This window comes from Bordetella sp. H567 (assembly GCF_001704295.1).
GTDB lineage: Bacteria > Pseudomonadota > Gammaproteobacteria > Burkholderiales > Burkholderiaceae_B > Bordetella_C.
In genome coordinates, this window is sequence record NZ_CP012334.1 from 3,533,003 (window position 1) to 3,552,968 (window position 19,966).

The window sequence follows — 19,966 nt, forward strand, 5'->3', positions numbered from 1 at the left end:
TTCCTGTTTATAATGCGCAGCTTATGTGCTTTCGGAAGAATTACTGCGCCGCGGGTTCAGAACCAGCGGTTTGCCACAAAGCAAAAGCGGTATTCTAACGAAAATACAGTGCCCAGGTGGCGGAATTGGTAGACGCGCATGGTTCAGGTCCATGTGCCGCAAGGTGTGGAGGTTCGAGTCCTCTCCTGGGCACCACGAATTCCCAAAACCCCCGATGTGGAAACGCATCGGGGGTTTTGTTTTTTGCATCTTTGGTTCTTTCCATCTTTAGTTCTTTCCATCTTTAGTTCTTTGCATCGCATGCTTTTGGCATCGCGCGTTCCTCGCATCGCGTGATGGGCACGAACCCCGACAAAAAAGCGAAAACTTGCGGGCCGCAAAAAAAATGTGCATAATCGCGCCTCTTCGCTTCCGCGGCATTCGACGCGGCGACGAAGCGGGCCCAGGTGGCGGAATTGGTAGACGCGCATGGTTCAGGTCCATGTGCCGCAAGGTGTGGAGGTTCGAGTCCTCTCCTGGGCACCACCCGATCGCGATATTCGCGGCAACGCCGCGAGTGAATGAAAGCAGGAAACCCCGCAAGACTCCGTCTCGCGGGGTTTTTTATTTGGCGTCACGCCGGCAATGCGCGCGCCATCGCCACATGCGGGATGCCCGCCTCCATGAATTCGTCGCCTTCCACCACGAAGCCCTGTCGTTCATAAAAGCCCCGCGCATGCGTCTGGGCGTTCAGCATCAGTTTCCGATGGCCCGCGGCGCGCCCGGCCTCGACCAGTGCCTGCAACAGATGCGCGCCGACGCCCAGGCCCCGCGCGCGGCGATGTACCGCCATGCGGCCGATGTGGCCATCGGGAAGCAACCTGCCCGTTCCCACGACCTGTCCATCGGCATCGTAGGCCACCGCATGGACACACACGGCATCGAATTCGTCCATCTCGATTTCCGGCGGCACATTCTGCTCCACGACGAAAACGGCATGCCGGACCGCGGCTGCGTCATCGCGCAGGCGCGTCCAATCGCCCACGACGACGGTAACGGTAACGGGTGGCTGCCTCATGCTGTTTTCCCTTCTCACAGACCAAGAAAGCCTCGATTTTCGCCAGTGCGGGCCGGACAGGCAAATTTCCGCACCGGTCCCGGAGAAGACGCCGGCGGATACATGACGGAATGCGCGGACAGTTAGAATGACTCCCTTTTTTCCACGCATTTTTCCCATGCATGCCGTCATTACCGCCGCCCTGCCGGTGTTCGCGCTGATTCTGGTGGGATGGCTGGCGGCACGCAGGCGGCTGCTCGGTGCAACCGCCAGCGACGTACTCAATCGCTTCGTGGTCTATCTGTCACTGCCGGCGCTGTTGTTTCGCGCCATGTCACAAGTGACTTGGGAACAACTCGCGCATCCGGGCTATGTCCTGTCGTTCCTCGGCGGCATCGCCGCGGCCTTCGCGGTGGCCCTGATCGCGCATCGCGGCAAGCACACTGCCCTGACCGACATCAGCATCGAAGCCTTGAGCAATTCCTATGCGAATGTCGGTTTCATGGGCATCCCGCTCTGCCTGGTCCTGTTCGGCCAGCAAAGCCTTGCGCCCGCGGTCGTGGCGACCCTCATGACGGCCTGCGTGCTGTTTGGGGTGTCGATCGCGCTCATCGAAGCGGACCAGCGGCATGGCCAGCACCTGGGCAAAACCGCGGCCAAGGTAGGCGCGGCCTTGATCCGCAATCCCTTGCTCGTATCGCCGGTACTGGGCTTCGCCTGGGCGGTCACCGGCCTGCCGCTGCCGGAATCCATGGATCGCTTCATGGTCCTGCTGGGCAACGCGGCCAGCCCCTGCGCCCTGATCGCCATCGGGCTGTTTCTGGCCCAGACCGAGGCCGGGGGCAATGGCGTCGTGGTCGCACGCGTGGTGGCGGCGAAGCTGCTGGTACAACCCGCGGTCACGGCCGCTCTGGCTTTCGGCGTATTTACCATGCCGCCCGTCTGGTCATGGACCGCTGTGCTGCTAAGCGCCCTGCCCATAGGCACCGGCCCTTTCATCCTGGCCCAGCTGTATGGCCGCGACGCCCGCGTGGCATCGCGCACCATCCTGCTCTCCACGCTGGCCTCGGTCTTGACCATTTCGGCGCTGGTCGCCTGGATAGAGCAGCTTGGCGTGCGCTAGCACACCACCGGCCCCCGCTCGTGAACCTCTACCCTTCCTGCCTCCCCTGACGCCTGCCCCATGCTCGCCGCCTGCATCTTCATCCTGACCCTCGCCATGGTCATCATCCAGCCCCGTGGCCTGGGTGTCGGCTGGAGCGCCGCGGGCGGCGCCTTGCTGGCGCTCGCCGTGGGCGTCGTGCACGTCGGCGATATCGCCGAAGTGTGGCATATCGTGTGGAACGCCACGGCCACATTCATCGCCATCATCATCACCAGCCTGATCCTGGACGAAGCGGGCTTCTTCAAATGGTGCGCATTGCATGTGGCGCGATGGGGCCGAGGACATGGCGGGCGGCTGTTCGTGCTGGTGGTACTGCTGGGCGCCATGGTCACCGCGCTGTTCGCCAACGATGGCGCGGCGTTGATCCTGACGCCTATCGTCATGGAAGTGCTGCTGGCGCTCGGCTTCGGACCGGCTGCCTCCCTTTCTTTCGTCATGGCGGCGGGCTTCATCGCCGATACCGGCAGCCTGCCGCTGATCGTCTCCAATCTGGTCAATATCGTCTCGGCGGATTTCTTCAACACCGGTTTCGCGCGCTATGCCGCCGTCATGGTGCCGGTGAACGTCGCCGCCGTGGCCGCTTCCCTGGTCATGCTGACGCTCGTATTCAGGCGCGCCATCCCCAGCCGCTACGACGATAGCCGGCTGCCCGAGCCGCGCAGCGCGATACGCGACCGCGCGACCTTTCGCGCGGGGTGGATCGTGCTGGCCCTGCTGCTGGCCGGCTTTTTCATTCTGGAGCCCGTGGGCATACCGGTAAGCGCGATTGCCGCGGTAGGCGCGCTGGCGCTGCTCGCCGTGGCGGGACGCACCCACATCGTGGGCACGCGCCGCATCATGCGCGGCGCGCCGTGGCACATCGTCGTGTTCTCGCTGGGGATGTATTTGGTGGTGTATGGACTGCGCAATGCCGGCCTGACATCGCAGCTGAGTACCTTCCTGTCCTGGTGCGCGCAAGGCGGCGTGTGGGGCGGCGCGTTCGGGGCGGGCATCGCCGCGGCCACGCTGTCGTCCATCATGAACAATCTGCCGGCGGTGTTAGTGGGTGCGCTTTCGATCGCCGACGCCACGGCCACGGCTGCCGCGCGCGAGGCCATGATCTATGCCAACGTCATCGGCAGCGACCTGGGCCCCAAGATCACGCCCATCGGCAGCCTGGCGACCTTGCTGTGGCTGCATGTGCTCGAACGCAAGGGCATGCGCATCGGCTGGGGATATTACTTTCGCATCGGCATCGTGCTGACCATCCCGGTGCTGTTGGCTACCCTGGCCGCCCTGGCCTGGCGCTTGAGCTGACACCGCAGCATTATTTCTTTTTTATCTAAATAAATCGACAATAATTATTTAAAGAAATAAGTCGCCCGCCCGTACATTCACGATTTTGGCGCCCCCTTCGCAAGGGGCGCTGCCACTTTCCGCACAGTCTCATGTCTGCCAACGCCTCGACCCTCGATTTCCGCCCCACGGCCCCTGGGCTGCGCTTCAATAGCCGTCCATTCTGGGTCGCCTTGCTGCTGCTGGGGGTGGGTGCCTGGTACCTGGAGGCTACCGTAGGCTGGCGACAGGCCGCCTTGTGGATCACGGGTGCCCTGCTCGGCGTCACCCTGTACCACGCGTCGTTCGGCTTCACCCAGGCATGGCGCGTATTTGTGTCCGACCGCCGCGCGGCCGGCCTGCGCGGCCAGATGCTGATGCTCGCGGTCGGCGTCGTGTTGTTCTTTCCAATCCTGGCCCAAGGCACGTTGTTCGGCCAGCCGGTGGCCGGCCTGGTATCGCCAGCCGGCGGCTCGGTACTGCTGGGCGCATTCCTGTTCGGCGTGGGCATGCAGCTGGGCGGCGGCTGCGCCTCGGGCACGCTCTTCGCGGTAGGCGGCGGCAACACACGCATGCTGGTGACCTTGTTGTTCTTCGTGGTGGGCTCGGTGCTGGGCACCTATACCTTCCCCTGGTGGTCGGCCCTGCCCGCCATCAAGCCGACGTCCTTCGTGCTGGCCTGGGGGCCTCTGCCCGCCATCCTCTCCAACTTGGCGGTGTTCGCGCTCATCGCCTGGATCGCGACCCGCATGGAGCGGCGCCGCCACGGCCGTATCGTCTCGTTCGCTTCGCGCACCGACCGCCCGGCCAGCCTGTGGCGCGGCCCGTGGCCGCTGATCTGGGGCGGCGTCGCCCTGGTGGGACTGAACCTCGTCACGCTGGCGCTGGCCGGCCGTCCCTGGGGCATTACGTCGGCTTTCGCGCTTTGGGGCGCGAAGGCTTACGACGCGATGGGCGGCGACGTGGCCGGCTGGGCTTATTGGGTCAAGCAATCCAAGTCGCTGGCCGCCCCCTTGCGAGAGGATGTCAGCACGGTCATGGACATCGGACTGATGCTTGGCGCCCTGGTCGCCGCCTGTGCCGCCGGCAAATTCGCGCCGGTCTGGAAAGTACCGGCGCGTTCCCTGGCCGGCGCCGTGGCAGGCGGCCTGCTGCTGGGATTCGGCGCCCGCATGGCCTACGGGTGCAATATCGGCGCCTATTTCAGCGGCATCCTATCGGGCAGCCTGCATGCCTGGCTGTGGCTGCCGGCGGCCTTCGCCGGCAGCGCGCTGGGCGTCCAGCTGCGTCCCATCTTTGGCCTGGCCGTGGAAAAATCCCCGCCGCCCAGCAGCTGCTGACGGCGTCATCCGGCCGCACAGGCCGGCGCGAACCCCCAGAAACCGGAGCCCGTGGCTCCGGTTTTGCTTTTCTCCGTCCGCCGGCACCTGTTTCAACGCCCCCACACCTGCGCGCGCATGGCCGACGCGGCTTTCTGTTATGGTTTGCCGCGTTCGATTCAGCGGGGCCCGCGCCCGGCGGTAAGGAAGACATATGTCCTGGTTCGCGATACGGTTTTCGACATTGGCACTCGTTCTGGTGGGCACGGTTTGCACCGTCACGCTGGCGCTCGTCTCTTCGCTGGCATGGCTCTGGGCCGCGATCCCCTTGGCGGCCCTGGCATTGCTGGGCCTGTATGACCTGGCCCAGCCGCACCACGCGATACGCCGCAACTATCCCATCCTGGGCAACCTGCGCTTCCTGTTCGAAGCCATACGTCCGGAGATCCGCCAGTACTTCCTGGAAGACGATACCAACGCCACGCCGTTTTCACGGGCGCAGCGCTCCATCGTCTATCAGCGCGCCAAGAAACAGGTGGACAAGCGCCCTTTCGGTACCCAGGAAGAGGTCTATAACGACCGCTATGAATGGATGAATCATTCGCTCGCGCCGACGCACGTGGCCGACAGCGACTTCCGGGTCACCATCGGCGGCCCGCATTGCAAGCAGCCTTATTCCATGTCGGCGCTGAATATCTCGGCGATGAGCTTTGGCGCGCTGTCCGGCAACGCCATCACGGCATTGAACGAAGGCGCGCGCATCGGCAATTTCGCCCACGACACCGGCGAAGGCGGCATCAGTCCGTATCACCGCAAGCCGGGCGGCGCGCTGGTCTGGAACATTGGATCCGGCTATTTCGGCTGCCGCGACGAACAAGGCAATTTTTCGCCTGAGGCATTTGCGCGCAATGCCCGCAATCCCCAAGTGAAGATGATCGAAATCAAGCTGTCGCAGGGCGCCAAACCCGGCCATGGCGGTATCCTGCCCGGCGCCAAGGTGACGCCGGAAATCGCCGAAACGCGCGGCGTGGCACCGTGGAAGGACTGCAACTCGCCCGCCGGGCACAGCGCCTTCGACACGCCCATCGGGTTGATGCGCTTCGTGGCGCGGCTGCGCGAGCTGTCCGAAGGCAAGCCCGTGGGCTTCAAGTTTTGCGTCGGCCATCCCTGGGAATGGTTCGCCATCGTGAAGGCGATGCTCGAAACTGGGATCACGCCGGACTTCATCGTCGTCGATGGCGCCGAAGGCGGAACCGGCGCGGCGCCACCGGAATTCGTGGACCACGTGGGCACGCCGCTGCGCGAAGGCTTGCGCCTGGTGCATAACACGCTGGTCGGCGTCAATCTGCGGGAACGCATCCGTATCGGCGCATCCGGCAAGATCATCACGGCCTTCGACATGGCGCGCACCATGGCGCTGGGCGCCGACTGGTGCAACGCCGCGCGCGGCTTCATGTTCGCGATCGGCTGTATCCAGGCGCAGTCGTGCCACACGGACAAATGCCCCACCGGCGTCGCAACCCAGGACCCGGTGCGCCAGCGCGCGCTGGTTGTACCAGACAAGGCGCAGCGCGTGGCGAACTTCCATGAGAACACCCTGCATGCGCTGGCCGAGCTGCTGGGCGCGGCCGGCCTGACCCATCCCGGCGCGCTGAGGCCCCATCACATCGCGAGACGCATCTCGCCTTCGGAGGTACGGCTGCTTTCCGCGGTCTTTCCCGAACTGTCGCCTGGTGAATTGCTGGAAGGCAAGTTCCGGCACCGTCTGTTCGAGACGGGCTGGACTATGGCGCGCGCGGATTCATTCCTGCCCACGCAGGACATTACGTCCGTCCAGGCGATCGCCGACTGCCCGCCCGAGCCCGTGCCCGCCTGAACCCGGTACCGCGGCACAGGGCTTGCGTGCCCGGGCCTACCGCGCCCGCAGTGCAACGCCGGGCGCCACCTGTTCAGGAGGCTCACATGGCAACACGCTACAACCCTGACGCCGATCTCATGGGTAATGGGCTGCCCGGCCACGGCAACCGTGCGCTAGGCCCCAGCGATTCCTCGGACTCGGCCAGCGATCTCGGCCCCGATACGCCGGACACCGACAGCGATGCCAGCGGCACCGGCGAACGAGCGGACGTCGAAGGCGATTCGGACGACATCATCGGCGACGACGTCGCGCCCGACCGCATCGTGGATGAAGACCAGGCGGGGCTGGCGCACACGCGCCCGGACCCGACCCGCAACGGTGGCTAAGCCCGTCTTGCAGGGCCTGCGCGCGGGACCTGCCCGTTGATCGACACGCCTGCTCCAGCCGGCATACGGCCATTTACGGCCGATGTGCGCGGCCCCTACTTTGCCGCGCGGCCGGCCGATTCCGGCTTGGCGCCGCCATCGCCGTTCACCTTGGGGAAATGCCCCGCGGCCGCGTACTCTTCCAGGCGGTTGTAAAGCGTCTTCAGGCTGATGCCGAGGATTTCGGCGGCGTGCTTCTTGACCCCACCGCATTGCTCCAGCGTCGCGAAGATCAATCGCCGATCCGCGTCGGCCAGGGGCACGCCCACCGGCACCGTGATCTGCGAACCCGTCGCGGTCTTTTCGGGAGACATCTGCAAGGGCACCACGCCGGCACGGATTTCATTGTCGTCAGCCAGGATGAAGGCGCGATGGACGTAGTTCTTCAGTTCGCGCACATTACCCGGCCAGGTGTGATTGCGCAGGCTCTCCAGCGTATCGACGGCGAACTTCTTGTCCGCGCCGCGTTCCTTGTTCAGCATGTCCAGATAGCGCTGCGCGATGAGGATCACGTCGTCCCCGCGCTCACGCAGCGGCGGCAGCTCCACGGGAAACACGTTCAGCCGGTGATAGAGGTCCTCGCGCAACTTGCCTTCGGCGACGGCCTCTTCCGGATTGCGGTTGGTTGCCGCCACGACGCGTACGTCGCTGGCGATCTCGCGGTTGGTCCCGACGCGCATGAATAGCCCCGTCTCCAGCACGCGCAGCAACTTCACCTGCAGGTCGATGGGCATTTCGGTGATTTCGTCCAGGAACAGCGTGCCGCCCGCCGCGCGTTCGAAGTAGCCCTTGTGCTGTCGGTCCGCGCCGGTAAAGCTCCCACGCTCGTGGCCGAACATCTCGCTTTCGATCAGGTTGGGCGAAATGGCGCCGCAATTGACCGGCAGGAAGGGGCCCTTGCGCCGCCCGCTCAATTCGTGAATGGCTTGCGCGGCAAGCTCCTTGCCCGTGCCGCTGTCACCCATGAGAAAGACGGTGGCTTCCGTCGGCGCAACCTTGGCGATCTGGCGATACAGCTGCTTCATGGGCTGCGAGCGCCCGAGCATCTTGCCGAAGCGGTCCTCGTCCTCGAATGGCCCGCCCCACGGCGACAGGTCGGCATTGCGCGGCATGCGCCCGAGCACCATCTTCAGGCGCTGGATATTGACGGGCTTGAGCAGATAATCGATGGCGCCAAGGCGCAACGCATCCACCGCGCTCTCGACGCTGGCGTGGCCGGTAATGAACACGACGTCGACGTTCGGTGAACTCAATGCCTGGAAGATGTCCAGGCCACTTCCATCCGGTAGCTGCAGGTCGGACAAAACCAGGTCCGGCGATTGACGAAGAATCTGGATCTTCGCCTCGCGCAAGTCGCTGGCTTGGGCAACGGTAAACCCTTCGTCCTTGACGATCTCGGCCAGCGCGGTTCGCACTGGAGATTCGTCATCGACGATCAAAACATGTGGCATGCGCAGTTCCGTGAAGTTCGCGGTTTTTTTCAGGGTCTGAAAAAGCCGGGGCGCACCGCGCCCCGCTGGGCTTTATTCTAGCCTCCACCGTACGCCCCCCGCATCGCGTTTAAGACGGAGGCCAGTGCATAATGGGGACCATTCGCGGGCAGCGAAGCTTATCGCGCCGTGTTTTGGGCGTACGTAATCAATTCGTACAGTTAGCTAAGATTTTCATCTACTTTCAAGTGCTTGCAATGGCGAGTATTCTGGATAAGTAGGATCACGAGATATGCAGCCGACCGATATTGCGAACGCCAATTCCAGGCGCCCGACAGCCAAACGAGCCATCAAGGAAATGGGAAGCCCCACCCCTACGACGTCACGGGTCGCGAATCGCGCGGACCCGGCGGCCTTCCCAGCTCCCTCGTCCATGGGAAAGTGCGATGCCATGCGCCGTCTGGCTGAGCAGATCGACAAAGTAGCCGGTACCGATGCCAGCGTTCTGGTCGTGGGCGAAAGCGGTACCGGGAAGGAGCTGGTGGCGCGCGCCATACACGGCGGCAGCGACCGCGCCGACCAACCTTTCGTCCCCGTCAACTGCGGCGCCATCCCGGCCACCTTGATCGAGGCCGAACTGTTCGGCCACGAGAAAGGCAGCTTTACCGGCGCCATCGCCCAGAATATCGGCTACTTCGAGCATGCCAGCGGCGGCACGCTGTTCCTGGACGAGGTAACCGAGATGCCGCTGGACATGCAGGTGCAGCTGTTGCGCGTCCTGGAGACCGGCACGTTTCATCGGGTGGGCGGACTACAGCCGGTGCGCGTCAATGTGCGCATCGTCGCGGCGACGAATCGTGACCCGTATACCGCCGTCAACGAAGGCCGGTTCCGCGAGGACCTGCTCTACCGGCTGGCGGTCGTGCCGCTCCGCGTGCCGCCGCTGCGTGAGCGGCTGGAGGACGTACCGTACCTGGCGCAACGCTTCCTGGACAGCTTCAACGCTGCGGAAGGCACCAACAAGACCTTCTCGAAGCGGGCCCTGGAAACGCTCCTGGCCTACGACTGGCCCGGCAATGTCCGCGAACTGAAGAACACCATACACCGGGCCTACATCCTTGCCGACAATGTAGTGGAAATCGCGGGGCCGGCGCTGTCGCGCCGCCAACCCAAGGCGCAGGTCGCCCAGGGCACCCTGAAGATGTCCGTGGGGACGTCCCTGCTGCAGGCGCAGCGGGAGCTGATCCTGGCCACGCTGGCGCATCACCAGGGCGACAAGCGCCTTACCGCCCGCACCTTGGGCATCAGCCTGAAGACGCTATACAACCGGCTCGGCACCTACGACGCCTCGGCCGGTTCCCACACAGGATAAGCAGCGCGTTCAGGACCAGTACGGCGGCTGCCCGTAGTATTCATGGATGGCCGCGGCCCATGCGGGGTCCGCCATGCGAGGCCAGTTGTCCTTGTCGAATCCCGCGGCGTTGCGCAGCCGCTCCAGATCGATATCGAGCAGAAAGCATTTGCGGTCGGTGTCCAGCGTAAGCGCGCTCCACGGCACCGCGAAGAGCTTGTCGCCTATCCCCATGACGCCGCCGCGGGCCAGGACAGCATAGGCGATACGCCCCGCCGGAACGTCGATCATGATGTCCTGCAGCACCCCCAGTTTCTCCCCGGACAGGTTGAGCACGTCGTTGCCTTCCAGCGTGGCCGCGGCCATGATCTCGGGCCCCGGCCCCGTGCCGGACTTCTTTCCCGACCCCACGATGCGCGTTTCGGCGGGGGAGCCGGCCGCGGCAACCCGTGCCGGGCCGGCGGTATCACGGCCATGGTCCATCTCGACCTCCTGGAAACTGCACCACCGAGCGCCGCCTGGGCCCCGTCTGGAAGTTATTACATGAGCTGGTAATTCCGTCTGGCGAAGAGAAGGACACCGCGCCAACCCGGGATTTGCCAGACACCATGCCAGCATGCGGCGTGCCTTGGAAAGCCAATAAATACGCGGGTTTGCCGGCAGCCGCTCGCCGAGGCAGCGTCGTGCCAAAACATGGCATGGACTTTGCTTATGGTTGTCTTGAATGGGATGTGCGTTTTCATCCCGGCAGTCAAACGGAGACAGCAATTGGCACATCAAGCCACGTACGAACTCAGGGCGCGTCAGCAGACCAGCCTGACGCCGCGGCTCCAGCAGTCGGTGAAACTGCTGCAGATGTCCGCGCTGGAATTCACCCGCGAAATCGAGCAAGCGCTCGCGACCAATCCATTCCTGGAGGAAGGCGAAGACGAATCGGCGCCCGCGGAGACCGGCGCTTCGACGGCGCCCTCGGCGGAGGCGACCCTGAATGAAAGCTTGTCCGGGGCCGCGGACCTGCAAGGCCCGGCGCTCACGGAGGCTCCGCCCGAAGTAGTCGTGGAGCTGCCTGAACTGCCGGATATCCAGTCGGAATATTCCGGTGATTACCCGGCCGCGAGGGTGTCCGGCGACGGCGACAGCGACGTCGGCCAATGGGCGCGCAGCACCGAAGACCTGCGCGACCGGCTGTGTGGCGAGCTATGCAGCTACCGCCTGGCGCCGCGCGACCGCCTGATGGCCGAATACATCATCGAAGGCCTCGACGAGGAAGGCTACCTGCGCACCGAACTGACCGAACTGGCCGGAGACGGCGTGTTCGACCCGCCGCCCGATCCCGCGGAATGGGAGGTCGCCTTGAAGCTGGTCCAGCAGTTGGACACGCCCGGCCTGGGCGCACGCAATCTGGCGGAATGCCTGAAGTTGCAACTCATGGCGATGGATGAGGACACCCCAGGCCGCAGCCTGGCCATGCACATCGTCGAACATGAACTGGAACGCCTGGGCAAGCACGACTTCTCCGGGCTGGTGCGCGCCTGCCAATGCAGCGACGACGCGATGCGCGAGGCCTGCGCGCTGATTCGCCGTCTGGACCCTCGCCCCGGACTGCGCTATTCCCAGGCGGATTCCAGCTACGTGGTACCCGATGTCGTCGTGCAGAAGTTCAACAATCAGTGGATCGTCACGCCGAACCGCGCCGCCATGCCGCGGGCGCGCCTGCATCGGGCCTATGCCGACCTTTTCCGCAACGCGCGCTACAGCGACCGCTCGCCGATGGCACAGGAACTACAGGAAGCACGCTGGCTGATTCGCAACGTGGAGCAGCGCTACAGCACCATCCAACGCGTGGCGGAAGCCATCGTTCTGCGCCAGCAGACATTCTTCGAATACGGCGAAATTGCCCTGCGCCCGCTTATGTTGCGCGAGATCGCCGACGAGCTGGAAATTCACGAGTCCACGGTATCGCGGGCCACCAGCAACAAGTACATGGCGACGCCGCGCGGCATATTCGAGTTCAAGCATTTCTTCTCCCGCGAACTCTATACCGACACGGGCGGCAGCTGCTCGGCCGCCGCCGTACGGGCATTGATCAAGGAAATGATTGACGGCGAAGACGCCTCGACACCTTTGTCGGACGTCGATCTGGCGCACCTGCTAGGCCAACAGGGCGTCGTCGTGGCCCGCCGCACAGTGTCGAAATACCGCGGACAGCTGAAGTACCCACCCGCAGATATGCGGCGGCAGTACTGACGGCGCGATGCGCCCGCACCGACCCGCGCGCGTATCAACATCACATGGAAAACGGGGCACCTTGGTGCCCCGTTTTCGGTGGATCTGCCTGTAAGCGCATGCCGGCGCCACGGCGCGGCATGCGTCAGGCGGCACGGCATCACCGTTTGCCGGTGTCGGTATAAGATGCACCGCCGCCCTGTGTGGGCGAAACGTTGGTGTTCTTCATATCGGATGGCATCCGCGGCTCTTTTTCCTTCCTCACATCACTGCCGGACGAGTCTCGCATGACCGGCGCGGTGCCGGAGGGATGGCTGGCGTACGGCGCGGGAGCGGGCGTTCCAGGCGGCACCTTGTCATTCCTCGGCGGCGTGGCGGTGGAATCATTGGGCGTGGTGGAAGGGGTCGTCGGAGCGTTCTGCTGCGCCAACGCCGCCCCGGACCCGCAAGCCGCGGCCAGGATCAACATGGAGGTGAGACGACTGATCTTCATTCTGCTCTCCTTTCGTGTGGCGAATTGGGACTTCCTGTCCAGCAAACCCTATGCCTGTCCATGCCCCATGCTGCGGTCAGCATGGTCGGGTACGGGGCTTGCTCGACAGTAGGAGGCCCATCGGGGGCCAGGCCGATCGGCCTGTAGACAACAAAGGAGTAGCGTCATGAGCATCATCAAACTTTCCCTGAGCGCCATCGCCTTGAGCATTCCGGCAGTCACCTTCACCGCGCATGCGCAAACCCAGGCGCCGATGACCAACAAGGAAATCGATGCGCAGTATAAGGCCGACCAAAAGAAGTGCGATGGCCTGAAGGGCAATGACAAGGACGTCTGCAAGAAGGAAGCCAAGGCTACGCGCGACAACGCCAAGGCCGATGCGAAGCAGGCCAAGAAGCAAGCCGAATCGCGTCACGATGCGACGAAGGAGAAACGTAATTCCGCCTACGATGTCGCAAAGGAAAAATGCGACGCGATGTCGGGCAACGCCAAGGACGCCTGCATGGCCGATGCGAAGACCCGCTACGGCAAGTAATGCTGCACCCTTGATCGCGAAACAGCCGGCGCACGCGCCGGCTGTTTCGCATTCCATTCCTAGCGACGATCATAGCCAGCGTTCGAACATCCGGCCGATCGATTCCATGAATCTTTCCTTGATGCCGCGGTCCGACCATGCTGCGGAATCGACGCGCTGGGCGCGCGCCACATCGTCGGCAAACAGGGTTTCCATCTGCTGCGCGAAGCGCGGCCCAAGAATGACCGCATTCAACTCGTAGTTCAGCGCAAAACTGCGCCAGTCCATATTGCTCGAGCCCACCGTGGACCATACCCCGTCGATCACGGCGGTCTTGGCGTGCAGGAAGGCATCGCGGCGCTCATAGATCTTCACGCCGGCGTCCAGCAGCTCGGAGTAGTAGGATCGGCCCGCATGAAATACCAGTGAAGAATCGCTGAACCCGGGCAGCACCAACACCACGTCCACCTTGCGTCTGGCCGCATCCGCGAGTGCCCGCACGAAGGCGGGATCGGGCACGAAGTAAGCCATGGTGATATGAATGGAGCGCTGCGCGCTCTGTATCGCCGACATGAAGGTCAGGTACAGGGTATAGCCGTCATGGTCTCCTGGCCGGTTGGCGATGATGCGCACGCGCAAGTCACCCTGGCGTGAGGTCGCCGGATAGAACTCGCGCGGGTCGAGGGCCGGGCCGTGCTGCGCCTGCCAGCCTTCCTGCATGACACGCTCGATGTCCGCCACCGCGGGCCCTTGCACGCGGATTTGCGTATCGCGCCACGGCGCTTCCTTGGGATCGGGCGGCTTGCCCTGGTCCGTGGAGCTCCCCCGCAGTATCGAAGACGACGCACCGCTCGATGCGGACGACTCGTATACCGAACTGATGTTGACCCCGCCCAGGAATCCCGTCTTGCCGTCGACCACGAGCAGCTTCCGGTGATCACGGTTGTTGGGCGACCACCCCGCGCGCGCCTTTGCCGGATTGACGGGATTGAAAATGACCACCTGAACACCGGCATCGCGCATGCGATCGAAGAACGCCTTGGGCGTATTCAGCGTTCCCACGCCATCGACCATGAGCGCGACCGGTACGCCCTGGCTGCGCTTCGCGATAAGCGCATCGGCGAATGTCCGGCCCGCCTCGTCATCGTCGAAGATATAACTTTCCATATGAATGTACTGGCGTGCACCGCGGATGGCCTGCAGCATGGCGTGATAGGTGGTCGGCCCGTCCGTCAGCAGGTCCACGCGGTTGCCTGCCTCCATGGGCGATCCGCTGATCGCGTCTTCCACCTGCAGATGCCGCTGCAGAAAGCCAGCGGTGGTGGGATCGATATCTCCGGAGTCGGGCACGACCGGCGAGCTGGGCGTGCCGGCGGCATCGAGCTTCTTGATGACATCCTGGCTGCGCTGGTAACTCTGCCAACCGGAATCCGTCGCCGTGCGAATCTGGCTGCGCGGCATCGTGCCAGCGGAGGTATCTGGGACCGTGGCACAGGCCGCGAGAGCGCAAGTGAATACCGCGAGCGCAAAGGCCCGCCATAATGGTTTCATCGTTATTTTTTGCTTGTGTGGGGTCGATCGGCCGTCCTTTATTTCTTGTGGGCGATGGGACGGCCGTTTGCTCAAAGGCGCGGTTTTCGCGCGTTATCCGTTATTTATTCCGTTCACCCTTTGCCGACGACGGCGTAGCCTGCCGCGAGCCGACGCGACGCTCGGCATCCTCCTTACGGGGAAAGCCGAAGTCGCGCGTTTCGTATTTGCCTTGGTCGTAATCGCCCTTGTAGCCGCCTTGATCGCCCTTCTGGAAACCGGGGTCCTGCGCGGCCTTGTCCCAATCCTGCTGTTTGTCCAGCTCGTGCGATACGCGCGCCGGCCCTTCCGTGCGCTTTTCCTGCGGATTGTCGGGCGAGCGCCCGTGATTGCTTGGAGCCTTGTCGTGCTCGTCGGTACGTCCGGCTTTCATTACGGTCTCCTGAACATCATGAAATAGGAAAGCCTGTTCGAAACGCGTCTTTCATGCCCTCGCGGCCCGGTATCAATTCGGACAGGATGTGCCGGCCCCGCAGGCGCTCCATGCTACGGCCGCCGGCGTCATGCAGAAGTTGCGTGCCTTTCGCTTCCTGGCCCGGGCCCGTCACTACGGCCACGAATGCTGCCTGCGAGGGCAACGCGCCATCCGATGTGGCGCGCCGTTCGAAGCGGGTGAGCACCGTCGCGGCCAGCGAGCCGGCCAGCGCGCCCATGGCCGCAATCAGCACGCTGTATGGATCGGGAATGGCCAGCGCCACGGTCGCGGCAACGCCGACGGCGGCGCCGGCCGCGCCCAAGGCGGCGGTCCTGGCGATAGCGGCATGCACCAGGCGGCCGGGCCATCGTTCGCCGCGCTCGGCTGCACGGAAAACGCAGACGGCATCCTCGCGAAAACCATCGCCCACCAGCGCATGGGCGGCGCTGGCGGCATCGGGCAGCGTGTCAAATCTGGCGACCACAATCATGGGCATGATCGCGTCTCATGGTGAATGGGAAGGGCCTGCGGGCCTAGCGGCGGTCGCCGCCCGAGGACAAGCAGGCACCCAGCAACAGGCCCACGAGCGCGGCGATGCCGATTGACTTCCAGGCATTCTCGTGCACGTACTCGTCCGTCGCATCCGCCACATAGCGATAGCGTTCCGCCGCGGTGCTTTCCCATGAGCCCGCCATGCTGCGGGCGTTCTCGAGCTGGCTCTTCAGGCGCTGGCGCGCGCGCTCGACTTCTTCACCGGTATAAGAGGCCGTGGAGCGGAGCAGTTCTTCGGTGCCTGCCATCAATTCCCGCAGGCTGGCCGAGACTTTTTCCTTGCTTGCCAGAAGTTGTTCGCTATGGGAATTCGAGTTCATGGTCTCTCCTTGGAAAAAACCCTTGCCGGTTACAAAGGGGACGGCGTACCGTATGAGCCATTGTCGAGCTTGACGGTGGCGGTGGCCCTTTTCTTTCGCAACGATGGGTAAAGCGCTATTTCAGCCCGGCGATTGCCTAGAATTCGCGCTAGCATCCCCTGGGAACGGGGTTTGCTCCCCCACATGCCCGGCCGATGCCGGCCCGCCCACAAGGATTCCGCATGCGTTCACCCTCGTATTCGTCGCCTTCTATCGCCGATGCGGTCATTCCGTCGGCCGCGCCGCAGGCGCTACCGACCGAACCGCGCTTTCACCAACGCCACGTCGAGACGACCGATACGGTAAGAAAAGAGTTGCTGGATGGCCTAACCAAGCCCCAGGCCGATATCAGCCCCAAATTTCTTTACGACGAACTGGGCTCCAGCCTGTTCACCGCCATCACGCTATTGGATGAGTACTACCCGACACGCTGCGAAAACCAGATCTTCAGCCGCCATTCCCCGGACATCGTGGCGCATGCCGGACCAGTGTGCAGCTTGATCGATCTGGGCGCCGGGGACTGCGCCAAGGCGGAACGCCTGCTTGCCCATATGCGCCCGTCACACTACGTGCCCATCGACATCTCCGTCGACTACCTGAAAACCGCCGTCAAGCGCATTGCGGACCGCTACCCGGGTCTGGACATCACCGCGCTGGGGATGGATTTCTTCAACGACCTGAGCATTCCCGACGAAGTACACGCAGACCAGCGCGCCTTCTTCTATCCCGGCTCCAGCATCGGCAACCTGCCGCCCGACCATGCAGCCGATTTGCTGGCGAACATACGTCGGCAATGCGCGGACGGCGCATTGATCATTGGCGTCGATCTGGTCAAGCCCCGGGAAATACTGGAGCCGGCCTATGATGATGCGGTGGGCGTAACGGCAGCGTTCAATCTGAACCTGTTGCGCCACGTCAATGCGATCCTGGGCTCAGATTTCAATCTGGCACAGTGGCAGCATGTCGCCTGCTTCAACGAGGCCCGCTCGCGCATGGAAATGCACTTGCGCGCCCGGGTCGCAACCACGGTGCGCTGGGCTGGCGGCGAGCGGCGCTTCGAGGAAGGCGAAAGAATCCATACTGAAGACTCGTACAAATATCGCCCGCACGCCTTCAAGGCCATGCTGGCTCGCGCCGGCTTCGGTCAGATCCGCTATTGGACCGACGAGCGCGAATGGTTCGCGGTTTTCTGTGCCCGGGCCTGAGACAAGCGACATCGCGCAAGACCGTACGTGAAGACGATGGACACACCGCACACATCGATCCGGCCGGCAACGCCGGCCACCTCCCTGCTGGCCCGTTACGAAGCGGTACGCAGCGCCAGCCTGGCACTGGCCGCACCGCTCAGCGCGGAAGACTGCCAGGCCCAGTCCATGCCTGACGCAAGCCCGGTGAAATGGCATCTGGCGCATACGACATGGTTTTTCGAGACCTTCCTGCTGCAGCCGCGCCTTCCCGGCTATACGGTCTTCCATCCCCGCTACGGCTTTCTCTTCAATTCCTATTACAACGCCATCGGCGAAAGGCACCCACGGCCGCAACGTGGCCTGCTGACTCGCCCTCCGTTGCAGGACGTTCTCGCCTACCGCGCACATGTCGATGAGGCCATGGCACGGCTTATCCCGCGCCTCGACGGCGATCGCGACATGGAGGCACTGGTAGAACTGGGCCTGCATCACGAACAGCAGCATCAGGAATTGATCCTCACCGACATCAAGCACCTGCTCTCGTGCAATGCGCTGCGTCCGGCCTATGTCGGCACGCCTCGCCCGTGCGCGGTCGTCAGCACCGCGCGGCAGGAGTGGGTGGACCATCCCGGTGGCATCGTCCAGGTGGGCCATGATGGCGACGGCTTCTGCTTCGACAACGAAACACCCCTCCACCAGGTGCTGTTGCGGCCTTTCCGGCTGGCGCGACGCCCCGTGACACAGGGTGAATACCTGGCGTTCATGGACGATGGCGGCTATCGCCGACCGGAGCTCTGGCTCTCGTTGGGCTGGGACATCGTGCGCACGCAAGGCTGGGAAGCGCCCCTTTACTGGGAATACCTGGACGAAACATGGCAGGCATTCACCCTGCACGGCATGGAAGCGATCGACCCCGACGCGCCTGTCACCCACATCAGCTATTTCGAGGCCGACGCGTATGCGCGGTGGGCGGGCGCCCGTCTACCCAAGGAAGCGGAGTGGGAACAGATCGCGCGCGGCCACCCTCTGGAGCCGCAAGCCAACTTCGTCGAAACAGGCGAGCTGCATCCCCGCGCCGCCCCGGCAGGCAATGACGAGAAGGCACCCCTGCAACTGTACGGCGATATCTGGGAATGGACCGCGAGTCCTTACGAGCCCTACCCCGGCTTCGCGCCGCCACCGGGCGCAGTAGGCGAATACAACGGCAAGTTCATGTGCAACCAGTACGTATTGCGCGGCGGTTCCTGCGCCACGCCCCGGTCGCATATCCGGGCCACGTATCGAAATTTCTTCCCGCCGGACGCGCGATGGCAGTTTTCAGGCATCCGGCTGGCGTGCGATGCATGAGGCGTCGTTGAACTGGCAGGTGGCGATGCCACGCCCGCAGCCTACAGGCTTTCGATAAGCGATTTGGCAAACGGCAAAGCTACATGCTAGAATTTTGGTCTTTCCCGGGGCGCGGTATGTCGCTAGCGATATATCCGTGGTCCGTGTGGAATATGGCGCATTAGCTCAGCCGGTTAGAGCGACGGAATCATAATCCGCAGGTCCCCTGTTCGAATCAGGGATGCGCCACCAGCAAATTCAAAGGCCTCCACTTACGTGGAGGCCTTTTTCTTTGCCGTTTTGAACGGGATACTGTGAACGGGATATTGCACACCGCCCAATATTCCGGGGGGCGTCCGTCCGATGCCGTGTATCGGTGCACCGGTGAGTTACTGCGAATGCCGATTTCTTTCCATTCGCCGTCATCAGGGCGCTTCGAATCGTACCTAGGCTGATCCTGGCACTGATCCTCACGGGGCATAGCGTACTGGTGTGACACCTACATCAGCCCGCCACAGCCCCACATTGTCAACGGCCCCCTCTGGACCGTTTGCCAGGAGCGCGTGAATATATCGAAGGCATTCTGGCCTATGTTGGCCCTGCTTGTCCCATGCTTTAGCGCCGCGCATTGCAATTCAAGGTGAGATCCAGCAGCCGATCCGAGCCCACAACCGCCGCGATAACAACCCGCTAGTTACTTGCCGGCCGGCCTCCAGCCAGGGCCGGCCCGCGCTAAGCCCCCCGCCTTTCGATGGGGGCTTTTCTTCTTGCCCTCAGTGCCTCAGCTCGTCCGGCACCTTTCCGCCATTTTCCGCCAGCTTGGTCATGACCTGCTTGTGCAACCAGACATTCATGGACGCCGAGTCTTCCATGTTGCCGCTGTAGCCCAACTCGGACGCCAGGCTTTTGCGCGCGGCCAGGCTGCTGTCCAGCCCCAGCAGCTTCATCAGGTCGACGATCGACGTTTCCCAATTGAGCTTTTGCGGGTTCTTGCCTTGCAGGTCCAGGAGCACGGCCCGGACATCGACTTCCGGCATGGTCGCCGGTGCCGTGCCGGTGGCTGGCGCGGGGCTGCTGGCTGCACCGGCCGCGCTGGATGGCGCCGACACGCTGCCGGCACCGCCCCCGGAGGGCTGCGTGGACGCGCCGGCTCCCGTGCCGGCCACGGGCGCATCCGCGCCCGACACCTGGGTGTTGGCGGGATGGTTGCTCGGAAAAATCCTGGCCAGTATCGACTTGAAGATGCTCATGATGCCTCCCATTCCGACTCGGCATTGCGATACGCCCGGATGGCGCATAGAGGTGTTTTAACCCGGAACCAAGTCTGTCCGGCCTCTCACACACCGCGGCCGTTCGAACGGGGCAAACCACATTTGCCGCGCCTGCGTCGCGGCGGGCGCCCTTTG

The 19,966-nt window shown here is 63.7% G+C and carries 19 protein-coding genes and 3 tRNA genes; 14 read left to right on the top strand and 8 right to left on the bottom strand.

The window, feature by feature from the left end:
• Nucleotides 1-110: 110 nt before the first annotated feature.
• Together AKI39_RS15825 and AKI39_RS15830 are read left to right on the top strand one after the other, a co-directional pair.
• Nucleotides 111-195: transfer RNA gene (locus tag AKI39_RS15825), tRNA-Leu, on the top strand.
• Nucleotides 196-440: 245 nt separating this feature from the next.
• A tRNA-Leu gene (locus AKI39_RS15830) sits at nucleotides 441-525 on the top strand.
• Between the two features lie 88 nt (nucleotides 526-613).
• On the opposite strand, the gene AKI39_RS15835 is transcribed toward AKI39_RS15830, so the two are convergent.
• Complete coding sequence (locus AKI39_RS15835) at nucleotides 614-1,057, bottom strand: GNAT family N-acetyltransferase (RefSeq protein ID WP_066637952.1); 444 nt, start codon at nucleotides 1,055-1,057, stop codon at nucleotides 614-616.
• A 157-nt stretch (nucleotides 1,058-1,214) separates the two neighbouring features.
• Between AKI39_RS15835 and AKI39_RS15840 the strand changes: the two genes are divergently transcribed.
• The 5 genes from AKI39_RS15840 (at nucleotide 1,215) to AKI39_RS15860 (ending at nucleotide 7,078) form a co-directional block, all read left to right on the top strand.
• Complete coding sequence (locus tag AKI39_RS15840) at nucleotides 1,215-2,159, top strand: AEC family transporter (RefSeq protein WP_066643125.1); 945 nt, start codon at nucleotides 1,215-1,217, stop codon at nucleotides 2,157-2,159.
• Between the two features lie 60 nt (nucleotides 2,160-2,219).
• The gene (locus AKI39_RS15845) at nucleotides 2,220-3,497 is read left to right on the top strand and encodes an arsenic transporter (RefSeq protein WP_066637954.1); all 1,278 of its coding nucleotides are present in this window, start codon (nucleotides 2,220-2,222) and stop codon (nucleotides 3,495-3,497) included.
• A gap of 131 nt (nucleotides 3,498-3,628) precedes the next feature.
• The gene (locus tag AKI39_RS15850) at nucleotides 3,629-4,855 is read left to right on the top strand and encodes a YeeE/YedE family protein (protein ID WP_066637957.1); all 1,227 of its coding nucleotides are present in this window, start codon (nucleotides 3,629-3,631) and stop codon (nucleotides 4,853-4,855) included.
• Between the two features lie 193 nt (nucleotides 4,856-5,048).
• Nucleotides 5,049-6,710 carry an FMN-binding glutamate synthase family protein gene (locus AKI39_RS15855; RefSeq protein ID WP_066637965.1) on the top strand — a complete coding sequence of 554 codons (1,662 nt, stop codon included), beginning with the start codon at nucleotides 5,049-5,051 and terminating at the stop codon, nucleotides 6,708-6,710.
• 86 nt (nucleotides 6,711-6,796) lie between these two features.
• Nucleotides 6,797-7,078, top strand: coding sequence for a MatE family transporter (locus AKI39_RS15860; RefSeq protein WP_235610662.1), 282 nt, complete (start codon nucleotides 6,797-6,799; stop codon nucleotides 7,076-7,078).
• A 95-nt stretch (nucleotides 7,079-7,173) separates the two neighbouring features.
• On the opposite strand, the gene AKI39_RS15865 is transcribed toward AKI39_RS15860, so the two are convergent.
• Nucleotides 7,174-8,568: a sigma-54-dependent transcriptional regulator gene (locus AKI39_RS15865; protein ID WP_066637968.1), complete on the bottom strand. Its 1,395-nt coding sequence runs from the start codon at nucleotides 8,566-8,568 to the stop codon at nucleotides 7,174-7,176.
• A gap of 430 nt (nucleotides 8,569-8,998) precedes the next feature.
• Here AKI39_RS15865 and AKI39_RS15870 point away from each other — a divergent pair, with 430 nt between their 5' ends.
• Entirely contained in the window at nucleotides 8,999-9,919 is a 921-nt protein-coding gene (locus AKI39_RS15870) for a sigma-54 interaction domain-containing protein (protein ID WP_443102169.1), read from the top strand.
• Nucleotides 9,920-9,928: 9 nt separating this feature from the next.
• Here AKI39_RS15870 and AKI39_RS15875 read toward each other — a convergent pair whose 3' ends face one another.
• Nucleotides 9,929-10,381, bottom strand: coding sequence for a PRC-barrel domain-containing protein (locus AKI39_RS15875; RefSeq protein ID WP_066637977.1), 453 nt, complete (start codon nucleotides 10,379-10,381; stop codon nucleotides 9,929-9,931).
• Nucleotides 10,382-10,666: 285 nt separating this feature from the next.
• On the opposite strand from AKI39_RS15875, the gene AKI39_RS15880 reads away from it, so the two are divergent.
• From AKI39_RS15880 to AKI39_RS15890, 3 genes are all read left to right on the top strand, one after another.
• Nucleotides 10,667-12,145, top strand: a complete 1,479-nt coding sequence (locus AKI39_RS15880) for an RNA polymerase factor sigma-54 (RefSeq protein WP_443102171.1) — start codon at nucleotides 10,667-10,669, stop codon at nucleotides 12,143-12,145.
• A gap of 197 nt (nucleotides 12,146-12,342) precedes the next feature.
• Nucleotides 12,343-12,729 carry a hypothetical protein gene (locus tag AKI39_RS25830; protein WP_162493861.1) on the top strand — a complete coding sequence of 129 codons (387 nt, stop codon included), beginning with the start codon at nucleotides 12,343-12,345 and terminating at the stop codon, nucleotides 12,727-12,729.
• Between the two features lie 54 nt (nucleotides 12,730-12,783).
• On the top strand, nucleotides 12,784-13,152 hold the full coding sequence (locus AKI39_RS15890) for a hypothetical protein (RefSeq protein ID WP_066637989.1): 369 nt from the start codon (nucleotides 12,784-12,786) through the stop codon (nucleotides 13,150-13,152).
• Between the two features lie 69 nt (nucleotides 13,153-13,221).
• Here AKI39_RS15890 and AKI39_RS15895 read toward each other — a convergent pair whose 3' ends face one another.
• The 4 genes from AKI39_RS15895 to AKI39_RS15910 form a co-directional block, all read right to left on the bottom strand.
• Entirely contained in the window at nucleotides 13,222-14,682 is a 1,461-nt protein-coding gene (locus tag AKI39_RS15895; RefSeq protein ID WP_066637992.1) for a phospholipase D-like domain-containing protein, read from the bottom strand.
• A 100-nt stretch (nucleotides 14,683-14,782) separates the two neighbouring features.
• Nucleotides 14,783-15,094, bottom strand: a complete 312-nt coding sequence (locus AKI39_RS15900; RefSeq protein ID WP_066637995.1) for a hypothetical protein — start codon at nucleotides 15,092-15,094, stop codon at nucleotides 14,783-14,785.
• Nucleotides 15,095-15,110: 16 nt separating this feature from the next.
• Entirely contained in the window at nucleotides 15,111-15,632 is a 522-nt protein-coding gene (locus AKI39_RS15905; protein ID WP_066637998.1) for a hypothetical protein, read from the bottom strand.
• A 37-nt stretch (nucleotides 15,633-15,669) separates the two neighbouring features.
• The gene (locus AKI39_RS15910) at nucleotides 15,670-16,008 is read right to left on the bottom strand and encodes a DUF883 family protein (protein WP_066638001.1); all 339 of its coding nucleotides are present in this window, start codon (nucleotides 16,006-16,008) and stop codon (nucleotides 15,670-15,672) included.
• A gap of 221 nt (nucleotides 16,009-16,229) precedes the next feature.
• Between AKI39_RS15910 and egtD the strand changes: the two genes are divergently transcribed.
• The 3 genes from egtD to AKI39_RS15925 all read left to right on the top strand — a co-directional run bounded on the left by egtD (nucleotide 16,230) and on the right by AKI39_RS15925 (nucleotide 18,812).
• Nucleotides 16,230-17,252 (top strand): L-histidine N(alpha)-methyltransferase, encoded by a 1,023-nt coding sequence (gene egtD / locus AKI39_RS15915; RefSeq protein WP_066638002.1) that lies wholly within the window; start codon nucleotides 16,230-16,232, stop codon nucleotides 17,250-17,252.
• Between the two features lie 36 nt (nucleotides 17,253-17,288).
• Nucleotides 17,289-18,581 (top strand): ergothioneine biosynthesis protein EgtB, encoded by a 1,293-nt coding sequence (gene egtB, locus AKI39_RS15920; RefSeq protein ID WP_066638005.1) that lies wholly within the window; start codon nucleotides 17,289-17,291, stop codon nucleotides 18,579-18,581.
• Nucleotides 18,582-18,735: 154 nt separating this feature from the next.
• A tRNA-Met gene (locus AKI39_RS15925) sits at nucleotides 18,736-18,812 on the top strand.
• 521 nt (nucleotides 18,813-19,333) lie between these two features.
• Here AKI39_RS15925 and AKI39_RS15930 read toward each other — a convergent pair.
• Complete coding sequence (locus AKI39_RS15930; RefSeq protein ID WP_066638008.1) at nucleotides 19,334-19,810, bottom strand: DUF3597 domain-containing protein; 477 nt, start codon at nucleotides 19,808-19,810, stop codon at nucleotides 19,334-19,336.
• Nucleotides 19,811-19,966 lie beyond the last annotated feature (156 nt).

What these genes read in the sequence shown, in the direction of transcription:
- AKI39_RS15835 (WP_066637952.1), bottom strand. Translation starts at nt 1,057, where the DNA reads ATGAGGCAGCCACCCGTTACCGTTACCGTCGTCGTGGGCGATTGGACG.
- egtD (WP_066638002.1), top strand. Translation starts at nt 16,230, where the DNA reads ATGCGTTCACCCTCGTATTCGTCGCCTTCTATCGCCGATGCGGTCATT.
- AKI39_RS15850 (WP_066637957.1), top strand. Translation starts at nt 3,629, where the DNA reads ATGTCTGCCAACGCCTCGACCCTCGATTTCCGCCCCACGGCCCCTGGG.
- AKI39_RS15930 (WP_066638008.1), bottom strand. Translation starts at nt 19,810, where the DNA reads ATGAGCATCTTCAAGTCGATACTGGCCAGGATTTTTCCGAGCAACCAT.
- AKI39_RS15845 (WP_066637954.1), top strand. Translation starts at nt 2,220, where the DNA reads ATGCTCGCCGCCTGCATCTTCATCCTGACCCTCGCCATGGTCATCATC.
- AKI39_RS15860 (WP_235610662.1), top strand. Translation starts at nt 6,797, where the DNA reads ATGGCAACACGCTACAACCCTGACGCCGATCTCATGGGTAATGGGCTG.
- AKI39_RS15890 (WP_066637989.1), top strand. Translation starts at nt 12,784, where the DNA reads ATGAGCATCATCAAACTTTCCCTGAGCGCCATCGCCTTGAGCATTCCG.
- AKI39_RS15895 (WP_066637992.1), bottom strand. Translation starts at nt 14,682, where the DNA reads ATGAAACCATTATGGCGGGCCTTTGCGCTCGCGGTATTCACTTGCGCT.
- egtB (WP_066638005.1), top strand. Translation starts at nt 17,289, where the DNA reads ATGGACACACCGCACACATCGATCCGGCCGGCAACGCCGGCCACCTCC.
- AKI39_RS15910 (WP_066638001.1), bottom strand. Translation starts at nt 16,008, where the DNA reads ATGAACTCGAATTCCCATAGCGAACAACTTCTGGCAAGCAAGGAAAAA.
- AKI39_RS15905 (WP_066637998.1), bottom strand. Translation starts at nt 15,632, where the DNA reads ATGCCCATGATTGTGGTCGCCAGATTTGACACGCTGCCCGATGCCGCC.
- AKI39_RS15865 (WP_066637968.1), bottom strand. Translation starts at nt 8,568, where the DNA reads ATGCCACATGTTTTGATCGTCGATGACGAATCTCCAGTGCGAACCGCG.
- AKI39_RS15900 (WP_066637995.1), bottom strand. Translation starts at nt 15,094, where the DNA reads ATGAAAGCCGGACGTACCGACGAGCACGACAAGGCTCCAAGCAATCAC.
- AKI39_RS15870 (WP_443102169.1), top strand. Translation starts at nt 8,999, where the DNA reads ATGCGCCGTCTGGCTGAGCAGATCGACAAAGTAGCCGGTACCGATGCC.
- AKI39_RS15840 (WP_066643125.1), top strand. Translation starts at nt 1,215, where the DNA reads ATGCATGCCGTCATTACCGCCGCCCTGCCGGTGTTCGCGCTGATTCTG.
- AKI39_RS15855 (WP_066637965.1), top strand. Translation starts at nt 5,049, where the DNA reads ATGTCCTGGTTCGCGATACGGTTTTCGACATTGGCACTCGTTCTGGTG.
- AKI39_RS15875 (WP_066637977.1), bottom strand. Translation starts at nt 10,381, where the DNA reads ATGGACCATGGCCGTGATACCGCCGGCCCGGCACGGGTTGCCGCGGCC.